Source organism: Candidatus Pantoea bituminis, assembly GCF_018842675.1.
Lineage (GTDB): Bacteria > Pseudomonadota > Gammaproteobacteria > Enterobacterales > Enterobacteriaceae > Pantoea > Pantoea phytostimulans.
This window is the reverse complement of sequence record NZ_JAGTWO010000004.1, coordinates 2,193,125-2,215,388: the sequence shown is the minus strand read 5'-3', so window position 1 is coordinate 2,215,388 and position 22,264 is coordinate 2,193,125. Positions and strand designations below refer to the sequence as shown.

Sequence of the window (22,264 nt, the reverse complement as noted above, 5' to 3'; positions counted from 1 at the left end):
CTGATCTCCTTATCCGATTTCAGGCAACGCCACGCTCAGTGGATGTGCCTGCTGCCATTGCAGGGCGTCGCGCCCGCTGACTTTCTTTCCATGATAAAAATGCACCCGCTGGCCGCGGAGATTGCCCTGTTGATCCTGCCAGCGGAAGCACTGCTCCGGCAGGATCACTTCACACATCAGCCGCAGCAGGTTGCGGATGTCACCAAATGGCGCAATGAAATCGGTGATCCACAGGCGGTTGCCGCTGATCCAGTCTGCCTCTTTCATCATCACCGAGGCATGCGTGAGATAGCGCTGTTCAGCCACTTCATCCATCCACGCCCAGCCGAGGAAGAACACCGGCCGGCCATCTTTTACGGCGATGGCGTACTGCTGTTGTTTAATCAGCGGCAGCAGCAGCGACGGCAAGGTGTGCAGCGGTGCATCGCGGTGACGATCCGAGTGCAGCCACAGCCATACCGCCATGCCCAGCACTTCGGCCTCGCTGGCCTCATCTGCTGCCAGCCACGGCGCAATTAACCGGTACCCCTTGATCTCCATCAGTAGCGCCAGTTCAGGTTGAAGCCGAGCGTCAGACTACTGGTCTGATAGCCAGCAGGCTTAGAGAGCGGAATACCGGCAAACAGGTCATAGCTGGTGCGCAGGGCGTAGCCGCGCAGTCCCACTGCGCCTCCGGCCAGATGCTTGCCGATCAGATAATCCTGCCCGCTGTTGCGTCCGCTGACTTCGCCGTAATCCAGCGCCAGATAGAGTTCCTGTGACGGCAGCGGCGTGGTCCAGCCGATGTCGTTGCGCAGAGTCCAGCCTTCATCGGCGTTCAGTGTGCGCTGGCCGTCAAAGCCGCGCACCGACCAGCGGTTACCGAGGGCAAACTGGTCCTGCGGTGTCAGCGGCGTGTTGCTCATCTGGCGCAGATACTGGGTGTTAAAACTGAATCGCTGACTGAGCAGTGAGAACGGCACGGCCAGCTGGGCGTTAAGCTGGACAATTTTCGACAGCGCGGTGGCTTCACCCCAGTACTCTTCAGGTGCAGGCTGAGCGCCAAACCAGCGGGTACCGCGCTGATAACTTGCGCCCGCATCCAGCGTGGCGCTGCCGATATAGTGACGATGCTGCAAGCCGAGTCGCCAAGCCGAAGTCTGGCGGCGTTGCACGTCGATTTCTGTGTCGTTGATGAAGTTGCGGTTCTCTCGCGTTATTACGTCATAACTCAGCGTGGTTTTCTGGCTGCCGTTGCGGTGCAGCACGCGGCTGAGATTCGCGTTTAGGCTTTTACTCTTGCCGCTATATTCATAGTCGGTGAACGCACCGGCTACCGTCTGGTGGTAGCTGTAATCACTGGTGGTGATGCCCGCCAGCCAGTAGCCAAACGGCACCGAATAGCTGCCGGTAACGTTCTTCGTGCCTTTGTCATTGCCGAACTGCAAATCATGGCTCGCCGAGACATAGAGCATATCGCTCAGCGAAAGGGGGTTATCGAGATAGAGCGTCAGTCCGCCCTGATAGCGTCCGGTGGACGTTGATCCGGAATCATCGAGCGATGCGGCCAGTCGCCACATCTTGCTCTGATTCCACTGCACGGCCATCACACTTTCACCGGGCGCACTGCCGGGGATCAGCGCCATATCAGCCTGAACGGTAGGCAGACGTTGCAGGTTCTCTAGTCCCTGCTCAGTATCACGCAGGTCGTAGAGCTTGCCTTTGCGCGAGGGCAGGGCGGTGGCAAGCGTCACGTAACGATCGCTGGAATCGGTGCGACCAATATGGCTTATTTTTCCGGCCACTAGCTGAAGAGTGAGCGTGCCTTTGGTTAAATCCTGCGGCGGCGCCAGCACCCGACTGGTGACGTAGCCGCTGTCGATCATGCGGTTCTGCAGCACGCTCATCAGCAAATTAATCCCTTTAACGCCCAGGCAATGTCCCTGACCCTGATTGGCCAGACGCTGCAAAGGTAACCAGCCCGGAAAATCATTCAGGCCGTTCAGCGTGATGTGCTGAATATCAAAACAGGGATTTTCCGCCGGGAAGCTGACGCGGGAAGAGCTGACCGCTGGTGTGGATAAACGCACGTCAGGCACTGGCGGCTGAAGTTGCGCTTCAATCGCTTTCTGACGTTGTTGTTGAATGATGTCCTGCTCAGCAGCGATCGCTACATGAGGAAATATAATGCCTATTGCCAGTGCATATGCGCTGACGGCAAGCGATATGCCTGCGTTCTCTTCCATGAGTGTATTCCATATTAATGGTTGTCCTTAACTACAATTTATACTCTACCGGTTTATTTGTGGGTGGCAATATTTAAGATGGTTTTTTGATGAGTGAAAATATAGGAAATTTCCTGCGTTCATTAAAGGTTCTCTTAAAATAATTGGGGTGTTAAAAATTAGGATGTCTTAAGCACGTTACCAAGGGGAATATCTGAATGGCTTAATTGCAATAGTCTGTCGGGGGTAAGAAAAAATACAGGGTATAGGGTCATGAATAAAGTTCGTGAGTACAAGGCTCTCTGCAAATCAACAAAAAAATTGAGCTACATTCCTTGAGAAACATTGATTGAATATGTGCTGCGCTTATCCCTTACAGCTGAATCAAATGAAGATAAATATAGAGGGTTTTCTTCATTTTTGAGATGAACCCGTTTCCCGCCTTGATTGTCAGGCATTGATTGTCGACCATGGCAGCCTAAAAATCTGCTGCGCCATACACATTAAAACAGGCGCCTTTCGTAAGCGCGTCATCGTCTTTATTTGATGTATAATAAGATTTTCTAAATGGAATAATAAAGAATTAACGAGAAAAGAAAATTAAAAAATCGTAGTCGCCAGGTCTTTTAGACAAGAGGTTAATTCTCTTTCATTTTCTGATCGGGAAAATGACATTCCATGAAGTTATTATATTTTCGTCTCTCCTTAACCCCCATCCATCAAGACTAATCTTGCTTTTTATTTTTCCGAAGATATGAAGACCTGTCTCTGATAAACACCGGACGTTAATATATTCAAAAGGGCGGGCTGGACTTACTGTTGATCCTGCCTGAAATCCTGCTCCATTCAGACACAGAATTCCGGCATGATAAACAGTTCCCTGAGCGGAGGTTGTGCCGATGAAAAGTCACGATTTACCGAAGGGTAAATATTCATTTCTTGTGACGTTGTTATACTCACTTAAAATGAAAAATCCACGCAACGGCGTGGATTTTATGGCATTTGTTAATCTTCATAAGGTTCAGTAAAACCTCATGAGACAACAGATTAGACGTTGAACAAGAAGTTCATCACATCGCCATCTTTAACGATGTACTCTTTTCCTTCTGAACGCATTTTGCCAGCTTCTTTAGCACCTTGTTCACCCTTGAACGCAATAAAATCATCGAATGCGATGGTTTGCGCACGGATAAAACCTTTCTCGAAGTCTGTGTGAATTTTACCCGCAGCTTGTGGAGCAGTCGCGCCAACAGGAATAGTCCAGGCACGCACTTCTTTCACACCCGCGGTGAAATAGGTTTGCAGATTCAGCAGCGAATAACCGGCGCGAATAACGCGGTTCAGGCCTGGCTCTTCCAGACCCAACTCTTCCATAAACTCGGCACGATCTTCATCTTCCATCTCAGCGATATCTGATTCAACGGCGGCACACACAGGCACTACAACCGAACCTTCAGCTTCAGCGATAGCACGTACTTGATCGAGATACGGGTTGTTCTCGAAGCCGTCTTCGTTGACGTTAGCGATGTACATGGTGGGTTTTAGCGTCAGGAAGCTAAGATAACGGATAGCCGCTTTGTCGTCAGCATCCAGATCCAGCGAACGCAGCATACCGGCGTTAGACAGGTGCGGCAGGCATTTTTCCAGCGCAGCCAGCTCAGCTTTAGCATCTTTATCGCCGCCTTTGGCTTTCTTCTGCACGCGCTGAATGGCACGTTCACAGGTGTCCAGATCCGACAACGCCAGCTCGGTGTTGATCACGTCAATATCTTCGGCCGGGTCTACTTTGCCTGAGACGTGAATGATGTTGTCGTTCTCAAAGCAACGAACCACGTGACCAATCGCTTCGGTTTCACGGATGTTGGTCAGGAACTGGTTGCCCAGACCTTCACCTTTGGATGCGCCTTTAACCAAACCGGCGATGTCGACGAACTCCATGGTAGTCGGCACCACACGCTGCGGCTTAACAATTTCTGACAGCTGATCGAGGCGTAAATCTGGCATTGGCACCACACCAGTGTTGGGTTCAATGGTGCAGAAAGGGAAGTTTGCTGCTTCGATGCCCGCTTTGGTGAGCGCGTTGAACAGGGTGGATTTACCGACGTTCGGCAGGCCCACAATACCGCATTTGAATCCCATGGTTTGATACCCTTTATAACTGGATGGATAAAACATCGCAGGATGCTTTATCGGAAACGAAATAAAAAATTTCGCGCATTATACACAGAATCGCGACGATCTGGACGTTTAGCTTGGCTTGAAGGCGTGCAAACGATTCATCGCTTTTATGCGATCCTCTTTCAGCCACAATTCAGTGCAGCGCACGGCTTCATCTACCGCATCATCAATCAACTTCTGCTCGCTTGCAGGCGGTTTCCCTAATACAAAACCGGTGACTTTATTGCGATCGCCCGGATGACCAATGCCGATGCGCAGGCGATGAAAATTATTATTATTTCCCAACTTGCTGATGATGTCCTTCAGGCCATTGTGTCCGCCATGGCCGCCACCTTGCTTGAATTTAGCCACGCCTGGCGGTAAATCGAGTTCATCGTGTGCGACCAGGATCTCTTCCGGCGCAATGCGGTAAAAGGTCGCCATCGCCGCGACGGCTTTGCCACTCAAATTCATAAAGGTGGTTGGCACCAACAGGCGTACATCTTCACCAGCAATCGCCAGCCGTGCCGTGTAGCCGAAGAATTTACCTTCTTCCTTTAAAGACTGATTATGGCGCTCTGCCAATAAATCCAGATACCAGGCACCCGCATTGTGGCGCGTGGCGGCATATTCTGCGCCCGGATTGGCGAGGCCAACAATCAGTTTAATGCTGCTCACGATGAATATCCTGCTGTTATACGAAAAGGGCATTAGTTTACTTCGCTGCTGCCGAGATGACAAAGGCTGCAAATGCAAGGTAGTTCATTGCGGTGATTAATCATTTTTCATCTAAATCAACACGCTACCCGTAAAGATGTGTCAGCGTTTGTTGTCGATGTGTGATCGCACACGCAACGTTGCTGCCAGCCATTGCCTAAACTTATGACGAGTTAACATTGTGTGCGGTTTTAATTGCTCATACAGATGGAGGTGGAAAATGAAACGTCATCATTCTCATGTGGCGGGTAATACCTTGATGGTGCTGGGACTATTAACCATGGTGCTGGGCGTCGGTTATTCGATTCTGAATCAGCTGCCTGCACTTAACCTGCCGCAGTTTTTAGCGCACGGTGCAATGTTCAGTATCTTCATTGGCGCGTTGCTTTGGTTAGCGGGTGCTCGCGTTAGCGGACGCGAAAAAATTGAAGATCGCTATTATTGGTTGCGCCATTACGGTGATAAACGTTGCCGCCGCTCGCGCCATTCCTCACATTAAATCACAGCACTGAGGGTGAGATATTGTTCAGTACGGTTTCTGCCGCTGGCCTTGGCGCGATATAACGCTTCATCGGCCAGCGCCAGTAATATATCGAATCGGCGTTCGCTGTCGTTAGATGAGGCAAAACCGATGCTCACGGTATAATTGATCGTGTCGGGCTGAGAATTTTCCGTCGCAAGTCTCACGCGCTCACACCATAACCACGCTTCTGCTGCTGGTGCCGGAATAATTGCCGCAAACTCTTCCCCACCCAAACGGGCAAAACGGCCTTCTTTGGGCAACAACTGCTGTACTACCTCACAAAAATCAATCAGCACACGATCACCTTGCTGGTGTCCAAAACGATCGTTGATGCTTTTGAAATGGTCGAGGTCAAACAAGACAGCCGTGAAGGCGCTATTCTGACGTCGGCAACGTGCCACAATTCTCTCAGAGTCATTAAATAATGCGCGGCGGTTCCAGACGTTGGTCAGGGGATCGTGTAATGACGCGTGCTTGTGCGCGATCTGGGTACGCTCATTAACCATCGCCAAAATGGTGAATGTCAGGCCAATCACAAACAGGATGGATTCCAAAATGACATAGACCGAAAAAGTCGATCCGCCAATGGCACCTTTGAGTGGGCTGGCGGCAGCACTGTCGAGAAAAATACGCGCCAGATGAAACAGTAAGTGAATCCATAACAGCAGTTGAGCGGGCCAAAAAGTGACTTTGAGCGTAGCTCGCTTGAGCCACAAAAGATGTATCAGCGCGCAGGTATAGATAATGCAGATGATGCATATCACGAACACGCGTTTGGGCAGCGAAAAGTAAAATGCAGGGAAGAAGCACAAAACTGCCCAGAGCAACCCGCCTAATAACCAACTAATTCCAATGGATTTTCCACAAAAAAGTCGAAAGGCATTAAGTAAGCCGCCATAGGCGAGCATCATCAGGATATTTCCCACTGCGACAGGTAAAAACTGCAAACCCATGCTGCGTAAGCTACTGAGGAAAACCGCGACAAGCGTTAAAATCAGTGAAAGGCAGGTGAAGCCCAATACGCGATCGTACTGCGACCCCATCCAGGCAAAAACCATGATGATACTCAAAAACCCCAGCACGTAGAGCTCGCATATAAACAAGGTATAAATGTCGAGGTTCATGGTGTTAGGCGTTCTCGTGAAAAGTGCCGAGCAAATTAACATTAATTAATTTGTGGCAAAAGCCTTGATGCCAGGCTGAGATGAAAAAAGTGATTGGCTTTTACAATAACGGTTTTGGTGAATAATTATCGCGGGAATATCAGATGAGAAAGCAGGTTAATACAGGGAACAATCGACGTAGCGTTGTGCTTTAAAAGAAAAAACCGGGCGCGTGGCCCGGTTTAGCGAAGATTAATGCTCGAACATTGCCGAGATTGATTCTTCGTTACTGATGCGGCGAATCGCTTCGGCCAACATGCCAGACAAAGTCAGCGTACGGACGTTTGGCAGAGATTTCATCTCTTCAGACAGCGGAATGGTGTCGCAGACGATAACCTGATCGATCACTGATTTGCGCAGATTTTCCACCGCGTTGCCAGAGAAAATCGGGTGGGTAGCGTAAGCGAACACGCGTTTTGCGCCGCGTTCTTTTAATGCTTCAGCCGCTTTGCACAGCGTGCCGCCGGTGTCGATCATGTCGTCGACCAGCACGCAATCGCGGCCAGCAACGTCACCAATAATGTGCATAACCTGAGAAACGTTCGCGCGAGGGCGGCGTTTATCGATGATTGCCATATCGGTGTCGTTCAGCAGTTTGGCGATAGCGCGAGCACGCACTACGCCGCCAATGTCCGGGAAACAACAATCGGATTTTCCAGACCGATCTGCAGCATGTCTTCCAGCAGGATCGGGCTGCCAAATACGTTATCAACCGGGACGTCGAAGAAGCCCTGGATCTGCTCGGCGTGCAGGTCAACCGTTAGAACACGGTCAACTCCAACGCTGGAAAGGAAGTCTGCCACCACTTTGGCGGTGATCGGCACACGCGCAGAGCGCACACGGCGATCCTGACGGGCATAACCAAAGTAAGGAATGACTGCGGTAATACGACCAGCAGAAGCACGACGCAGCGCGTCGACCATCACAACCAGTTCCATCAAATTATCATTGGTTGGAGCACAGGTGGACTGGATGATGAAAATATCACCACCGCGTACATTTTCATTAATCTGTACGCTTACTTCACCATCACTGAAACGGCCAACTGCGGCGTCTCCCAGGCTGGTGTAAAGGCGGTTGGCAATACGTTGTGCTAGTTCCGGGGTGGCGTTACCAGCAAATAGCTTCATATCAGGCACGAGAAGAACCTCAGGCTTTGCGTCCAGAGAATGAACGTCATGACAGTAACCGGCGAATACAGTCATAGGCGTTCACACGGGTGTGTTAATGCGAAACGTGCAGTGTCTGGAACGTGGTGACACTGTCACGCAGTCGCTGGTCGCTCGGAAAGTGTACGCCGTAGCGGAGAGACATTAACACCTCTTGCTACAAAACCACGTACTCCTTTCGGAGCAAGTTCCAGCACCTGACGTGCGGCGGACTCGGTGTCAAATTCAGAAAACACGCAAGCACCGGTGCCAGTCAGGCGCGACGGCGCGTATTCTAGCAGCCAGGAAACAAGCTCATCAACCTCACGAAAACGTTTTCTTACCACTGCTTCACAATCATTGCTGAATGGAGCAGCTAAAAGCGCTGCTAAATCACGCACAGGCGTGTCACGCGTTAAGCCCGGATCATTGAACACTTCAGGCGTACCAATGCTGACGCCAGGATGTGCCACCAGATACCACTTTTCCTCAGGCTGGGCGGGCTGTAGCTGCTCACCCACGCCTTCAGCAAATGCAGCAAAACCTTCAACAAAAACCGGCACATCGGCACCTAATTGCAGGCCCAGTTTTGCCAGCTCGTCTGATGTTAAATTGCACTGCCATAAATAATTTAGCGCGACTAAAACTGTTGCCGCATTTGATGAGCCACCCCTAAACCGCCGCCCATCGGTAACGTTTTCTCAATACTGATTCGCGCACCAGCCTGAGCAAGCAGTGGATTTGATGTCTCTGCAGCCTGTTTGAGCAGTTTAGCGGCCCGCACAATGAGGTTCTGCTCATCGGACACACCCGCAACCGGCGTCAATAAGTTGATGTTGCCGCTTTGGTCAGGTTCGATATGCAGTGTGTCACCATAATCAAGAAACTGAAACAGCGTTTGCAGGTTGTGATAGCCGTCAGGACGACGGCCAGTGATGTAAAGAAACAGATTCAGTTTTGCCGGAGCAGGCCAGGTAGTGATCATTGAACGGTCCAGCTGTCCATGCGCAATTTAATGCGTTGGTCGCCTTCTTTCAGCTCCAGATTAGCCGGCAGCGGTGGCGTGACCTTGCTGTCGTAATCCGAGATAGTGACCTGCCATTGTTGCCCATCACGGCTGTAGTTAAGGCTGCTTAGCTGATACTGGTCGTTCAACTGATACGCTTTGCTGTCACCCGGTAAACCCATCATCCACTGACGCAGGTTAGCCAGCGGAATATCCATACCGGTTAATTGCGAAATCATTTTTTCAGCGTCAGTGCTGACGTAACGTTTGCCTTTGTTATCCACTAATTGCACCACCGAACCTTGCGCATCAAGCTGCAATTCAGTGCTGCCCAGCGGATTGGTTAACAGCAAGCGATAGCGATCGGGTGCGGTTTGCTGCCAGTTAAAACGGGCGTAGACTTTTTGCTTGTCCGATAAATAAGCAAACGCGCCGCGCGTCTGGTAATGCGTCACTTTTGTGACCGCTTGCTGATGCTGTTGCCACTGTGGCGCGGTAACGCTTGGCCCCGGACCTTGTTGCGGTTTGTTAACGCTACAGGCGGCCAGTAATACGCTGGCAAGGGTAAAAGGCGCAACAGATTGCGTGGGGAATTAAGCATCAAGTGGTCATCTCCTCAGACACGTTTTTAATTCGTAACGGATAACGCTAACCATCCGCATTTAAGCAGTCAATGCTGTTATACGCGAAATTGCATACCTTCAGGTTAATCTTATTACAGTCATAGGCTTTGTATGGCTTTTCTTGATCTGTTGCATCTTGTAGAATGCGCCTCACAAAACCCTGACATTATTGGGACATCCCAACTCAAATCACCATGACGCTGCTCGCACTTGGAATCAATCACAAAACTGCCCCCATTGCTCTGCGCGAACGTGTATCGTTCGGGCCGGAGACGCTGGAGCAGGCTTTAAATAGCTTGCTCTCTCAGCCAATGGTGCAGAGCGGCGTGGTATTGTCGACCTGCAATCGTACCGAACTTTACCTGAGTGTAGAGCAACAGGTTGACCTCCAGGAGCGTTTGGTGAGCTGGCTGTGTGAGTACCATCAGCTGGATGAAGATGACGTGCGCAACAGCCTTTACTGGCATCATGGCAACGAAGCGGTGAGTCATTTAATGCGCGTTGCCAGCGGTCTTGATTCGCTGGTGCTGGGTGAACCGCAAATTTTGGGGCAGGTTAAAAAAGCCTTTGCTGATTCTCAGCGCGGTCATGCACTGAGCAGTGAGCTGGAGCGCATGTTCCAGAAAACCTTCTCTGTTGCCAAACGCGTGCGTACTGAAACGGAAATTGGTGCTAATGCCGTTTCTGTGGCTTTCGCTGCCTGTACGCTGGCACGCCAAATTTTCGAGTCCCTTTCAACGGTTAATGTGCTGCTGGTTGGCGCAGGTGAAACCATTGAGCTGGTGGCGCGCCATCTGCGTGAGCATCAGGTTAAAAAATTAATTATCGCTAACCGTACCCGCGAGCGTGCTGAAACGCTGGCCGCGGAAGTGGGCGCGGAAGTCATTAGCCTGGCAGACATTGATTCACGCCTGGCCGAAGCTGACATTATTATCTCTTCCACTTCCAGCCCGCTGCCGATTATCGGTAAAGGCATGGTGGAACGTGCGCTGAAAGCGCGTCGTAACCAACCGATGTTACTGGTCGACATTGCTGTTCCACGTGATGTCGAACCGGAAGTGGGTAAACTGGCCAACGCCTACCTTTATAGCGTAGACGACCTCCAGGCGATCATTGAGCAGAACCTGGCGCAGCGCAAAGCAGCGGCGGTTCAGGCTGAAAGCATCGTGGTACAGGAGAGTGGCGAATTTATGGCCTGGCTGCGTGCACAAGGCGCAGTTAACACGATTCGCGAATACCGTTCACAGGCGGAAGACATTCGCGCTGAGCTAGAAGGCCGCGCATTGCAGGCCTTGCAGCAAGGTGCCGATCCGCAGAAAGTCATGCAGGAACTGGCGCATAAACTGACAAATCGCCTGATTCACGCACCAACCAAATCTCTTCAGCAGGCCGCCCGCGACGGCGATTCAGAACGCCTGCAGATTCTTCGCGACAGCCTGGGTCTCGAGTAGACAACTGGCTGTTGCCACCTGTTACGGGAATCCCACATTTAAATGAAAACCTCAATTGTTGCCAAACTGGAAGCGCTGCAGGAGCGCCACGAAGAAGTGGAAGCTATGCTGGGCAACGCGGCTGTGATTGCCGATCAGGATCGTTTCCGTGCGCTTTCGCGCGAATATGCACAACTCAGTGATGTCACTCGCTGCTTCCGTGAATGGCAGCAGGTGCAAGAAGATATTGAAACCGCCAAAATGCTGCTCGACGATCCCGAAATGCGCGATATGGCGCAGGAAGAGTTGCAGCAGGCGCGTGAGCAAAGTGAAACGCTGGAACAGCAGCTGCAAGTCTTGCTGCTCCCGAAAGATCCCGATGATGAACGCGCCTGTTTTGTTGAAGTCCGGGCAGGCACGGGCGGCGATGAAGCCGCGATCTTTGCTGGCGATCTGTTTCGTATGTACAGCCGCTACGCCGAAGCGCGTCGCTGGCGCGTAGAGATTGTCAGCGCCAACGAAGGCGAGCATGGCGGCTATAAAGAAGTGATTGCTCGCTTCATTGGTGAAGGCGCCTATGGCCGGCTGAAATTTGAATCAGGTGGTCATCGTGTGCAACGCGTTCCAGAAACCGAATCACAAGGGCGTATTCATACTTCAGCCTGTACCGTGGCGGTGATGCCGGAATTGCCAGAAGAAGAGATGCCGGAAATCAACGCGGGCGATCTGAAAATTGATACTTTCCGCTCATCGGGCGCGGGCGGTCAGCACGTCAACACCACCGATTCTGCGATTCGTATTACTCACTTGCCAACCGGCATCGTTGTGGAGTGTCAGGACGAGCGTTCACAGCATAAAAACAAAGCCAAAGCACTGGCGGTGTTGGGTGCCCGTATTCACGCGGCAGAGATGGCAAAGCGTCACGCGGTAGAAGCCAATACGCGTCGCAACCTGTTGGGCAGTGGCGATCGTTCTGACCGAATCCGCACCTATAACTTTCCTCAAGGGCGCGTCACAGATCATCGTATCAACCTGACAATTTATCGTTTGGATGAAACCATGGAAGGCAAACTGGAAAGTCTGATTGAGCCTATCGTGCAGGAATATCAGGCAGATCAGTTGGCGGCGCTGGCTGGTCAGGATTAATGGATATTCGTCACTGGCTAAAACACGCGATTGCGACCTTATGCGGGGGTGACAGCCCAAAGCGCGATGCAGAGATTCTGCTGAGTTTTGTCACCGGCAAATCGCGGAGTTGGCTGATGGCATTTGATGAAACGTTGCTTAACGACCAACAGCTTACACAATTGGACGCGTTACTGCTGCGTCGAGCGCAGGGTGAACCGGTAGCGCATCTGATTGGCGAGCGAGAATTCTGGTCGCTGCCTTTGCGCGTCAACGATGCGACCTTGATTCCGCGCCCGGATACCGAAATTCTGGTTGAGCAGGCGCTAGTGCGTCTACCGGCTACGCCTTCTCGCATACTCGATCTTGGCACTGGCACCGGCGCGATTGCTCTGGCGATAGCCAGCGAACGTCCCGACTGTCAGGTGGTAGGTGTAGATCGTATCGAAGCGGCCGTGGAGCTGGCGCAGCTTAATGCCGAACAGCTCGGACTTTCTAATGCTTCGTTTTCGCTGAGTCACTGGTTCCGTGACCTTGCCCCCAGCCGTTTCAATCTTATCGTTAGCAATCCACCTTATATCGATGCCAATGATATCCATCTCGGACAGGGCGATGTGCGCTTTGAGCCGCGCAGCGCCTTGGTGGCAGAGGAAGCGGGGTTAGCTGATTTAAGAACGTTGATTGAACAAGCCCCGCATTGGATAGTCGCGGGCGGCTGGTTGCTGTTGGAACATGGCTGGCAGCAGGAACACGCGGTGCGCCAGTTGATGATTGAAAACGGTTATCAAGCCGTGGCAACGGCAAATGATTATGGCGGTAATCCGCGCGTGACCTTTGGTCAACTGGCAAATTAACAAGGAACTGACATGTTTGCTTATTATCCTCTGATCAAACATTTACACCTGCTCACGGTGGCGATCACTATCACACTTTTCTTGTTGCGTTTTTACTGGCAACGCAGCAGTTCTGCCATGATGATGCGCCGCTGGGTACGCATTCTGCCGCACGTTAATGACACTTTGCTGCTCATTACGGGCGTCATGTTAGTTATGATCACCCATTTTTACCCTTTTTCTCCGCAAGGAAGCTGGCTGACTGAGAAGCTATTAGGGGTTATCATCTACATCGCCTTAGCTTCCGTGGCACTGAGTCGTCGTCCGCGAACTGACCGCACCCGCTGGATCGCCTTTATTGTGGCGTTAATCGCGCTGGTGATAGTCATCAAGCTGGCGGTAACCAAAATGCCGTTATTGGGGATCGTATGACCGCCACCGAACAATTAGATTATAGCCAGACGCCGCTGTGTGAAGCGGTGATTGGTGCCACGCTTGCCATCCGCGCCGATTTCCCGGCGTTGTCAGTGGAAGCGCAATTGGCGGCCTTAGTGGCTGAAGCACGCGAGTATGTCAGCTGCGAAAAAGATGCCGATTTGCAACTCGAAAAGCTGCTTGAACTGTTTTATCGCCAATGGGGATTTGGCGGGGCAAGCGGCATATACAATCTTTCAGATGCGCTGTGGTTAGATAACGTACTGAAAACGCGTCAGGGTACAGCGGTGTCGCTGGGCGTCATTCTGCTGCACATCGCTGCCGAGTTAGAACTGCCGCTGATGCCGGTTATTTTTCCAACCCAGCTTATTCTGCGTGCCGACTGGATTGATGGTGACAAATGGCTGATCAATCCTTTCAATGGCGAAACGCTGGATAAACATACGCTTGAAGTGTGGTTAAAAGGCAATATCAGCCCAACCGCACGTCTGTATGACGATGATCTGGACGGCGCGAAAACAGTCAGCGTAATGCGCAAGATGCTCGATACGTTGAAAGCTGCATTGATGGAAGAGAAGCAGATGGAGCTGGCGCTGAATGTGAGCCAGGTTCTGCTGCGTATTGATCCTGATGATCCTTATGAAATTCGCGATCGCGGTTTGATCTACGCGCAGCTCGAGTGCGAACATATCGCGCTCACTGATTTAACGTACTTCGTTGAACAGTGTCCTGAAGATCCGGTTAGCGAAATGATTAAAGTTCAGATACACGCAATTGAACAAAAACAAGTGACGCTGCATTAAGGCGCCTTCACAGATAAGGAAAGGGCATGACACAGAAAGTCGTGAGTATTGGTGATATCAAGGTTGCAAACGATCTGCCGTTTGTACTGTTTGGTGGTATGAACGTGCTGGAATCACGCGATCTCGCCATGCGCATCTGCGAGCACTACGTAAAAGTGACCGAAAAACTCGGCATTCCTTACGTGTTCAAAGCTTCTTTTGATAAAGCGAACCGTTCATCTATTCACTCTTATCGTGGCCCAGGCCTTGAAGAGGGCATGAAGATTTTCCAGGAGCTGAAGCAGACCTTTGGCGTGAAAATCATCACGGATGTGCATGAAGCTTCACAAGCGCAGCCGGTTGCGGATGTGGTTGATGTTATTCAGTTGCCGGCATTCCTGGCGCGTCAAACCGATCTGGTTGAAGCGATGGCGAAAACCGGTGCCGTTATCAACGTGAAAAAACCGCAGTTCGTCAGCCCGAGCCAGATGGGCAATATCGTTGATAAATTTGCGGAAGGCGGCAACGATAAAGTGATTCTTTGCGATCGCGGCAGCAACTTCGGTTACGACAATCTCGTGGTCGACATGTTGGGCTTTAACGTGATGAAAAAGTCACCAACAACAGCCCGGTGATTTTCGACGTCACGCATGCGCTGCAAACACGCGATCCGTTTGGTGCTGCTTCAGGTGGACGTCGTGCGCAGGTTGCTGAGCTGGCTCGCGCGGGTATGGCGGTTGGCATTGCAGGTTTGTTCATCGAATCGCATCCTGATCCCGCTAACGCGCTGTGCGATGGCCCATCAGCGCTGCCGCTCGACAAACTTGAGCCGTTCCTGGCGCAGATGAAAGCGATTGATGAGCTGGTAAAAAGTTTCCCGGAACTCGACACCAGTAAGTAATCAGCCGCAAAAAGAAAAAGAGCGAGGAATCGCTCTTTTTTCGCGCTGAATAAGCTGCATCAGTCGGCTGAATTACAACATGATGGTAATCAGATAACCGGCAAACAGCGCCAGATGTGCTGCACCGTTCAACACGTTTGTGCGGCCGGTGGAGAAGGAGATCTGACACAGAATCAGTGATGCCATCATGATCACCATTTGCGGTGGCTCAAGTCCAAATATCAGATCCTGGCCGGTCAACGTAGCAATGATGGTTACCGCTGGAACGGTTAATGAAATAGTCGCCAGGACTGAGCCAAAGAAGAGATTCATGGCTCGCTGCACCTGATTCATCAACACCGCTTTGATTGCGCCTAAACCTTCCGGCGACAAAATTAACAGCGCCACCAGGAAACCGGTGAACTGCTGCGGTGCATTCCACTCTGAAAGTAAATACTCCAGCGTGTTGGCATTCATTTTGGTCACGGCAATCACGGCGATTAAATGGACGATCAACCATCCTGTATGCCAAACGTTGCTGTGTGCGGACGGTTTACCATGACTCGGGTCGCCATCGTCGCTGTCATCTTCATGTTCATAGACAAACAGACTTTGATGCGTCTTGGTTTGAATCAGCAAAAATACGCCATACATCGCCGCAGAAATGGCGGCAATAATCAGCGCTTGCGTCGTAGTAAAGTTACCGCCTGGCAGGGCATTGGGAAAGACCAACACCAAAATAGCCAGCGGAAAAATCGCAATCAAATATTGTTTAACGCCCGCCAGATTCACATATTGGGTAGCAAATTTGCGCCCACCCAGCAGTAAGGCAAAACCTACCAATCCACCGGTGACAATCATGACGATTGAATAGAGCGTATCGCGCATCAATCCGGGTGCTGCGTCGCCCGTTGCCATCAATGCCGAAATTAAACTCACCTCAAGGATCACCACCGACAAGCTGAGAATCAGTGATCCATAAGGTTCACCCAAGCGATGCGCAAGCACGTCGGCATGTCGTACTACGCTAAAAGCACTACTTAAAATAGCAATCAGCGCCAACAAGTTAATGCCAATAACGATTGGCATTGAAGTTTGTCCACTAAAAAAATAGAGGACACCCAGCGTGATGAGGGGAAATATCAGCCAGAATTCCTTGTGACGCGTTTTCTCATGTGTTGGCATTCACCATCCTCTTAAGCTGTTCAAATAGACGGAACGTGTTAGCGCACCCGTAAAATATAATGAAAATAATCAACTTAACCAGTTTAACTTTTAACCGTCATAAGATGTAAATATTTACTGGTTTTTACTTTAAGCAATAATTTTGTTAAAACGGAATTAAGAAGCTGTTATCTGCTTTTAATGATTATTAATCAGCAGGATGTGATTCTGCTATTTGCACTTATCAATCGATTAATCCTCTTGTTTAAGGTGGATTAATGCATTTTATCTCGTTTAAATTTCGTTTAATAAGCTAAGGTCGTATTAACTCAAGTTTGAGATTTTCCCAACTTCGACCAAACTTAAAGTCGGTGTTAAACACAGGAGGAGTTATGCCTTACAGTAGCCGAAGTGGATTACCGGACAGCGTTAAGCATGTGCTACCCGCACATGCGCAAGATATCTATCAAGAGGCGTTTAATAGCGCTTGGTCGCAATATAAAGATGAAGAGGATCGTCGCGGCGATGACTCGCGAGAAGAGGTGGCGCATAAAGTTGCCTGGTCAGCCGTGAAAAAAGAGTACGAAAAAGGTGAAGATAATAAGTGGCATCCCAAGCATTGAGTGCTCATTCCCTTCGGGGCCAGAAAAATCTGGCCCTTTTTTAATTTTTTCCCAAAAGGTTCGCCTTCTTTTTTTATCTTGTGAGCACCATCACGCTTGTAACCCTCAATAAAAATGAATTACTGTCGTTTTATAGAACGAAGCGCGAGATCGCTTTAGGTCAGCACAAGAGGTGAGTCATTCAGACAGGACGTCAAACGTGTCGAGGAGGTCAGATTGTTAACTCGGGAATTTTTATTAAAAGCGGATTGTAAAACGTCGTTCGGTGATATCGAAGAGACGTTGTTATGGAGTTGCGAGCAGCGTGCGGCTTCACTGGCGGCCACACTGGCATGCCGTCCCGATCACAGCCCGGTATGGATCTTCGGCTACGGCTCTCTGATGTGGAACCCTATTTTTGAAGCGGATGAAGTCGCATCCGGTTCACTGGAAGGCTGGCATCGCGCCTTTTGCCTGCGTTTGATTGCGGGGCGCGGAACATCAAGTCATCCCGGTCGCATGTTAGCGCTGAAAGAGGGCGGCAAAACTAGCGGATTGGCCTTTCGTTTGCCGGAAGCACGCCTGCATGAAGAGCTGGCGTTGCTGTGGAAGCGCGAGATGATTACCGGTTGCTATTTGCCAACCTGGTGCGAACTCGCTTTGGATGATGGTCGTAGCGTAACGGCGTTGGCGTTTATCATGGATCCGCGTCATCCGCTGTATGAATCCGATTCTTGCCCGGATGCGATTGCCCCTTAATTGCCGCCGCGACTGGGCCGCTCGGCTCCAATGCGCAATACCTGTTTTCATTGGAGCAGGAGTTGGCAAAGCGCGGGATGGAAGAGGAAAACTTGAGTCGGCTGGCGCATCAGGTGCGGGCGCTGCAATCTTGTTGCAATCAGGCGCAAGGATAACTGACCGTTTGCGTGTGCTGCCCGGTTGCCTAAATCAGGAAATTGTTTGGTTAAAGAGGGCGATAGTGCTTCCGTTTAAGAAAAACTCGCCTGAAGAGTAAAGCGCCAACGAGTCGGCGATTTACTCTGCATCAGGCAAGCTTTTTCACTAAAAGGTTAAGCGTTAATTTCCTGGATTAATTAACCAGGTGCCTGGTTTATCAATGGTCAGAGATTGCGTGTGCGTGATGTTGCCCGCATGCACTTCCAGGCGATATTGGCCCGCAGCCAGATTCAATGCCGCAAAACCGCTGCTTCCCGGCTTCACTTCAAGCGGTTGACCATTCAACACGATGCTTTCACCATTCCCCAGCTTGAGATAAACCGTGGCCAAAGCGACAGGCACGGCGGCAACGCTGCTGGAGGCTGGCGAGTTTGCCGAGGTCGTTGGCGCTACGGATGTGTTCTCAGCCACTGGGGCAACGCTGCGCTTATTCACCATCCATGTTACGGCAATGACAGCCAGCAATGCCACGCCAGCGATGCCCAACAAACCCGGCGACAGGCGACGAACGTTGCGAGGCGTGACCGGCTCAATGATGGATGCGCCGTGATTGACCGCCATCACCACCGGTTCCGGTGCGTCAACGGGCTCTTCAGCCACCACTACCGGCGCGGGCGGCATATCCGCCGCAGCTTGCAGGCTGTTAACCACGGCTTCAACGTCGCTGACCGGCAAGTCGATCAGGGCAGCGAATGCATCTACGCTCTGCGGACGATCGCCTGGCTTCATCGCTAATGCGCAATCTACCGCGTGCAACAGCGACAGCGAAAAACCTTCCAGCTTGCGCTCAACCAACGGGAGATAGTTATCTTCAATGCAGCGCACTACGCTCACCGGTGGCGGATTACCGGTAATCAGGCTGTGTAACACCGCACCCAGCGCATAGATATCGGTCCAGGGACCTTGTTCCACTTCGCCTTCTTCACTGTATTGCTCTATCGGCGCAAAGCCGGGTTTGAGCATAATCTCGGTTTCATCCGATAAATTGCCAATCTCTTTGCGCGCTGATCCAAAGTCGAGCAACACCGGCAATTGATTATCTTGAATCTGGATATTATCGAGCGAAATATCACGGTGAAGATAACCCGCCTGATGAATGGTATTAATGGCGCCTAACAGCGGCGGCAACAGGCGGCGAATCCAGGCTTCCGAAATCGATTCAGGGCTGGTTGTCTGCCACTCTTTGAGCGTCATGCCGCTGTAATAGAGCGTGCCCATATACGCGGTGCCGTTCTCTTCCCAAAAGCGCAACACGTGCAGCAAGCCGGGATGATTAAAACGCGCCAGCAGACGAGCTTCCTGAATAAAGCTGTTCAGTCCGGCATTAAATAATTTTTGAAAACGCTCGCCACGCAGTTCAAGTGACAAATCCGTGGCGCGTTGCGCCAGTGAAACCGGCATGTATTCTTTGATTGCGATGGTGCGTTCTAACTGATGATCCCATGCGCGGTAGACAATGCCGAAGCCGCCACCACCAATCACTTCCTTGATCTCAAACTCATTAAACCGGTAACCGTCAGGCAGAGCATTCGGAACCATTTTTTGATTATCATTAGCCGACATAGTGAACTCTCTGAACACGCCTGTTCGCCAGGCTGCGCGGTAATTAATTGATGTTACGCCAGGCACCGATGGCCGGATCAACCAGATCCGCGTGCAGGGTGTCGATGAGTAACACATTCACTTTTTGCTGTGGCATAAAATGCGGCCCCCAAAGGGCACGCAAGGTTTCAACTCGCGATTTCACCGCGTTGGCGTCTTGCTCTGCAGTACTCTTTTCCATCTTCACCAATAAGGTGCCATTAAAGCGCCAGAGATGCTGTTTTGCATCAAAGGGCAAAATCAACCAGCTATCGGTAGCATCCGGACGCGTAACTATCATGCGTTGATTATTGGCGGAGACCACCTCTAACGGACTACCGCTAATGGATAAATTAGCGATCGGGTAACCTTGATAAAACGTAACCGGCACATTCACGGACTTACTTGTTCCCGCCAGGGTCAACTCACTTTTGCCTTCTACCCAGCCGTCTGGTGAACACTGCTGTTTGCGGACATCAGGAATGAACATCGATTCTGCATTATCATCCCACGCGGTGCGAAAATGACAGCCGCTGGGCAGATCAAAGTGCTGCAATGGCGTGCTGTCAGCCGGACGCGATAAATCGAGTGGGGCGGCATTGCTGTCGCTGGCGCTCGTGGTGGCATCAGCCATGACAATGGGGCGCCAGTTTTGTAATTTGCTGGCGCTGCCGCTGGCTAAAACGCCGCCATCTTTGTCCGTCATTTGCCACGGCACAACATCAAGCGTGCCGCATTGGTTAGCTAACAGCGTGCCAACACGCGGTAAAAAAGTGGTAAGAACCGCCGAATCTTTGCTTTTACCCGAAACGATGCGCAACGGCAGCGTCTCTTTACACCAGTCGTCAGGCGCTTTGCTCACCACATTATCGATATAGACTTCCAGCGCCAGGCTGGGCGAATAAACCACACGATAATTTTCCGCCTGCACGTTAAAGGCAATCAGCAGGGTGGCAATGCCGGGCAACCACAATTTCATATGAATCCTTGGAATCAATAACGAGGCGGCAGAAAACGAGCCGAATCAGCCAGCGAATAGAGCAAGGTGGCCTCTTGAGGCTCACCAATCCAAACAGCCAAAGCACTGAGATTATCTTTTTTAACGCTACGGCTCACCGCGCCTTCCATCAGCGCTAACCACTCTTCGCAAGCGTTAACCATGCGTAACGCTTGTTCCATCTCATTGGTGGTCAGGTTAAGCCAAAACCCATCGGTGCAGACTAAAAAGGCGTCACCATCTTCAAGCTGAATTTCATCAGAAAAACTCACCGGACGAGACGGGGCTGCACCGAGCGCATTATAGAGTAAATTACTGTTAATGCCGGTATTTTCATAGCCTGCTTCTTTGAGCTGTTGCGCCAGACTGTGGTCACGCGTCACCTGATGTAGCATGCCGTGACGAAAGTGATAAACCCGGCTGTCACCTGCATGCGCCCACCATGCGCGCTGTTGTTCACGGTCAATAAACAGGACCGCAAGCGTGGTGCTCATGCGTGAAAATTTCGGATTTTTTCCTTGGGCTTCATGCAGTAATGCCCGACAGTGTTCAACAGCCCGCTGGGTAAACGCGGGCGAAAAATCTTCACACGCTTTGAGTTGATTGATCAGGCTATCACGCACCAGTTGGGCCGCTTTGTCACCGCCAGGTAAACCAGCAACACCGTCACACACCACAAAGCAGGCTTTACTGTCGTCGAGTTCAGCACCGGTACGATCCTGATTTTCATCGCGTAAACCCTGCTGGCAGCGGCTGGCAAAAACGATTTTCATGCTTCATCCACTCGCGTCTGAGAATCTTTGTACTGGTTGACTTCCATGTCATAGGCATGAAGAAAGGCTTCGCCAAACAAGGTGTGGAAATCATCTTCAATTTCGCCTGCGGTGCGCTGATAGTTACGCATGAAATAGTCCCATAGCGCGGCTTTTTTAAGGGTGGATAACGGCAACTTCGGCAACATACCATCAACGCGCGCTTGTTCTTCCAAACGTTGCGGATTAAAGGATTGCAGCATGGCGGCAATAATGGCGCGAATACCGGCTATCATGCCAAGCTGGTGCGCCTGCAAATCCACCAGCGCATCGCGCACCGCTTGTTCCGGCGGCATAAAACCAGGCATCTGGCTTTGATACATTTGCATCAAAACGGTTTTACCCGAGGGCAAAATTTTGAAGGGATTATTGGCCTCGTTGAGGATCATCGTCATGTCAGCTTTCACGCCGCGCTTAAGAATAGAGCGCGATGACATTAAGGCAACGGTACCTTGCGAAAACAGGCTTAACATACGGCCGGTAATGCGCATCTGTTCCTCATCAATCGGCGTAGCATGGCCGTTGTTCAGACCCATGCCTTCCAGCAGCGCGGCGATCAGTTTGTCTTGATCGTAAGGCTGCGTATGAGACTGACGCTGCGGTTCATTCGTTTGGGGATCAATTGCCAGACGTGCGTCGCTGTGGCGCTCATGACGCGTAGGGGTGCTCTCCGTTTCCACCGCCAAGGCATCGACATCATGCTGTTCACCAATGCCCAATGGATTGGTGAGTTGCGCAGCTTCAGCGCTGAAGAAAGCCAGCGGATCGTCTTTGCTTTCATGGCTGCGTGCAGGATCGCGTACTTCCAAAGCATATTCGCCAATACGCAGCGCATCACCGTGCTTGAGATGCACCTGCATTCCGCGACCCAGCGTGACACCGTTATGTTCAACCGGCGTGACGCTGCCTTGATTGGTCAGGCGGCACTCGCCTTCGTTGGAGAGGTGCACCAACGCCTGTAAACGTGAAATTGCCCGCGATTCATCAGGCAAGACCAGATCGTTATCCTGACTGCGTCCAATAGTCCCACCGGGCGGAAGGAACGCCACGGTTTTCATCGGAACCTCTGTAGTGCATTGCACAATGGTAAATTGCATGGGTCATCCCGTATTGAAGGGCAAACGC

General features: G+C 51.2%; 17 protein-coding genes and 5 pseudogenes. 9 read left to right on the top strand and 13 right to left on the bottom strand.

The window, feature by feature from the left end; all coding sequences use genetic code 11:
- Nucleotides 1–9: 9 nt before the first annotated feature.
- From KQP84_RS14145 to pth, 4 genes are all read right to left on the bottom strand, one after another.
- On the bottom strand, nt 10–540 hold the full coding sequence (locus KQP84_RS14145) for a toxin-activating lysine-acyltransferase (protein WP_215846994.1): 531 nt from the start codon (nt 538–540) through the stop codon (nt 10–12).
- The gene (locus KQP84_RS14140) at nt 540–2,225 is read right to left on the bottom strand and encodes a ShlB/FhaC/HecB family hemolysin secretion/activation protein (protein ID WP_215846993.1); all 1,686 of its coding nucleotides are present in this window, start codon (nt 2,223–2,225) and stop codon (nt 540–542) included. Before KQP84_RS14140 ends, KQP84_RS14145 begins: the two co-directional genes overlap by 1 nt.
- A 1,026-nt stretch (nt 2,226–3,251) precedes the next feature.
- Nucleotides 3,252–4,343 (bottom strand): redox-regulated ATPase YchF, encoded by a 1,092-nt coding sequence (ychF, locus tag KQP84_RS14135; RefSeq protein WP_215848293.1) that lies wholly within the window; start codon nt 4,341–4,343, stop codon nt 3,252–3,254.
- A gap of 108 nt (nt 4,344–4,451) precedes the next feature.
- Complete coding sequence (gene pth, locus KQP84_RS14130) at nt 4,452–5,072, bottom strand: aminoacyl-tRNA hydrolase (RefSeq protein ID WP_252515283.1); 621 nt, start codon at nt 5,070–5,072, stop codon at nt 4,452–4,454.
- Between the two features lie 226 nt (nt 5,073–5,298).
- On the opposite strand from pth, the gene ychH reads away from it, so the two are divergent.
- Nucleotides 5,299–5,577, top strand: a complete 279-nt coding sequence (gene ychH, locus KQP84_RS14125) for a stress-induced protein YchH (protein WP_215846991.1) — start codon at nt 5,299–5,301, stop codon at nt 5,575–5,577.
- Here the strand turns inward: ychH and KQP84_RS14120 are convergent.
- The 4 genes and pseudogenes from KQP84_RS14120 to lolB all read right to left on the bottom strand — a co-directional run bounded on the left by KQP84_RS14120 (nt 5,574) and on the right by lolB (nt 9,519).
- On the bottom strand, nt 5,574–6,725 hold the full coding sequence (locus tag KQP84_RS14120) for a GGDEF domain-containing protein (RefSeq protein WP_215846990.1): 1,152 nt from the start codon (nt 6,723–6,725) through the stop codon (nt 5,574–5,576). The two genes, ychH and KQP84_RS14120, sit on opposite strands and share 4 nt — an antisense overlap.
- A gap of 231 nt (nt 6,726–6,956) precedes the next feature.
- Nucleotides 6,957–7,903: pseudogene (gene prs / locus KQP84_RS14115) on the bottom strand (ribose-phosphate diphosphokinase).
- A gap of 125 nt (nt 7,904–8,028) precedes the next feature.
- Nucleotides 8,029–8,897 (bottom strand): annotated as a pseudogene (gene ispE, locus KQP84_RS14110) (4-(cytidine 5'-diphospho)-2-C-methyl-D-erythritol kinase).
- A pseudogene (gene lolB, locus KQP84_RS14105) lies at nt 8,894–9,519 on the bottom strand (lipoprotein insertase outer membrane protein LolB). The pseudogenes ispE and lolB overlap by 4 nt, the downstream one beginning before the upstream one ends.
- Before the next feature lie 216 nt (nt 9,520–9,735).
- Here lolB and hemA point away from each other — a divergent pair.
- The 6 genes and pseudogenes from hemA to kdsA all read left to right on the top strand — a co-directional run bounded on the left by hemA (nt 9,736) and on the right by kdsA (nt 15,047).
- The gene (gene hemA, locus KQP84_RS14100; protein ID WP_215846989.1) at nt 9,736–10,992 is read left to right on the top strand and encodes a glutamyl-tRNA reductase; all 1,257 of its coding nucleotides are present in this window, start codon (nt 9,736–9,738) and stop codon (nt 10,990–10,992) included.
- Between the two features lie 42 nt (nt 10,993–11,034).
- Entirely contained in the window at nt 11,035–12,117 is a 1,083-nt protein-coding gene (gene prfA, locus KQP84_RS14095; RefSeq protein ID WP_215846988.1) for a peptide chain release factor 1, read from the top strand.
- Entirely contained in the window at nt 12,117–12,950 is an 834-nt protein-coding gene (gene prmC, locus KQP84_RS14090; protein ID WP_215846987.1) for a peptide chain release factor N(5)-glutamine methyltransferase, read from the top strand. The genes prfA and prmC overlap by 1 nt, the downstream gene beginning before the upstream one ends.
- Nucleotides 12,951–12,962: 12 nt before the next feature.
- Nucleotides 12,963–13,361 (top strand): SirB2 family protein, encoded by a 399-nt coding sequence (locus tag KQP84_RS14085; RefSeq protein WP_215846986.1) that lies wholly within the window; start codon nt 12,963–12,965, stop codon nt 13,359–13,361.
- Nucleotides 13,358–14,167: an invasion regulator SirB1 gene (gene sirB1, locus KQP84_RS14080; protein WP_215846985.1), complete on the top strand. Its 810-nt coding sequence runs from the start codon at nt 13,358–13,360 to the stop codon at nt 14,165–14,167. Before KQP84_RS14085 ends, sirB1 begins: the two co-directional genes overlap by 4 nt.
- Before the next feature lie 26 nt (nt 14,168–14,193).
- A pseudogene (gene kdsA, locus KQP84_RS14075) lies at nt 14,194–15,047 on the top strand (3-deoxy-8-phosphooctulonate synthase).
- Nucleotides 15,048–15,119: 72 nt separating this feature from the next.
- On the opposite strand, the gene chaA reads toward kdsA, so the two are convergent.
- Nucleotides 15,120–16,211, bottom strand: a complete 1,092-nt coding sequence (gene chaA / locus KQP84_RS14070) for a sodium-potassium/proton antiporter ChaA (RefSeq protein ID WP_215846984.1) — start codon at nt 16,209–16,211, stop codon at nt 15,120–15,122.
- A gap of 371 nt (nt 16,212–16,582) precedes the next feature.
- On the opposite strand from chaA, the gene chaB reads away from it, so the two are divergent.
- Together chaB and KQP84_RS14060 are read left to right on the top strand one after the other, a co-directional pair.
- Nucleotides 16,583–16,813: a putative cation transport regulator ChaB gene (chaB, locus tag KQP84_RS14065; protein ID WP_215846983.1), complete on the top strand. Its 231-nt coding sequence runs from the start codon at nt 16,583–16,585 to the stop codon at nt 16,811–16,813.
- A gap of 216 nt (nt 16,814–17,029) precedes the next feature.
- Nucleotides 17,030–17,706, top strand: a pseudogene (locus KQP84_RS14060) (gamma-glutamylcyclotransferase).
- A gap of 163 nt (nt 17,707–17,869) precedes the next feature.
- On the opposite strand, the gene KQP84_RS14055 reads toward KQP84_RS14060, so the two are convergent.
- The 4 genes from KQP84_RS14055 to tagH are packed head-to-tail and all read right to left on the bottom strand — an operon-like array spanning nt 17,870 to nt 22,236.
- Nucleotides 17,870–19,312: a serine/threonine protein kinase gene (locus KQP84_RS14055; RefSeq protein WP_215846982.1), complete on the bottom strand. Its 1,443-nt coding sequence runs from the start codon at nt 19,310–19,312 to the stop codon at nt 17,870–17,872.
- Between the two features lie 43 nt (nt 19,313–19,355).
- Entirely contained in the window at nt 19,356–20,309 is a 954-nt protein-coding gene (locus KQP84_RS14050; protein WP_215846981.1) for a hypothetical protein, read from the bottom strand.
- A gap of 14 nt (nt 20,310–20,323) precedes the next feature.
- Nucleotides 20,324–21,100 (bottom strand): PP2C family protein-serine/threonine phosphatase, encoded by a 777-nt coding sequence (locus tag KQP84_RS14045; protein ID WP_215846980.1) that lies wholly within the window; start codon nt 21,098–21,100, stop codon nt 20,324–20,326.
- Nucleotides 21,097–22,236 carry a type VI secretion system-associated FHA domain protein TagH gene (gene tagH / locus KQP84_RS14040; RefSeq protein ID WP_215846979.1) on the bottom strand — a complete coding sequence of 380 codons (1,140 nt, stop codon included), beginning with the start codon at nt 22,234–22,236 and terminating at the stop codon, nt 21,097–21,099. The genes KQP84_RS14045 and tagH overlap by 4 nt, the downstream gene beginning before the upstream one ends.
- Between the last annotated feature and the right edge of the window lie 28 nt (nt 22,237–22,264).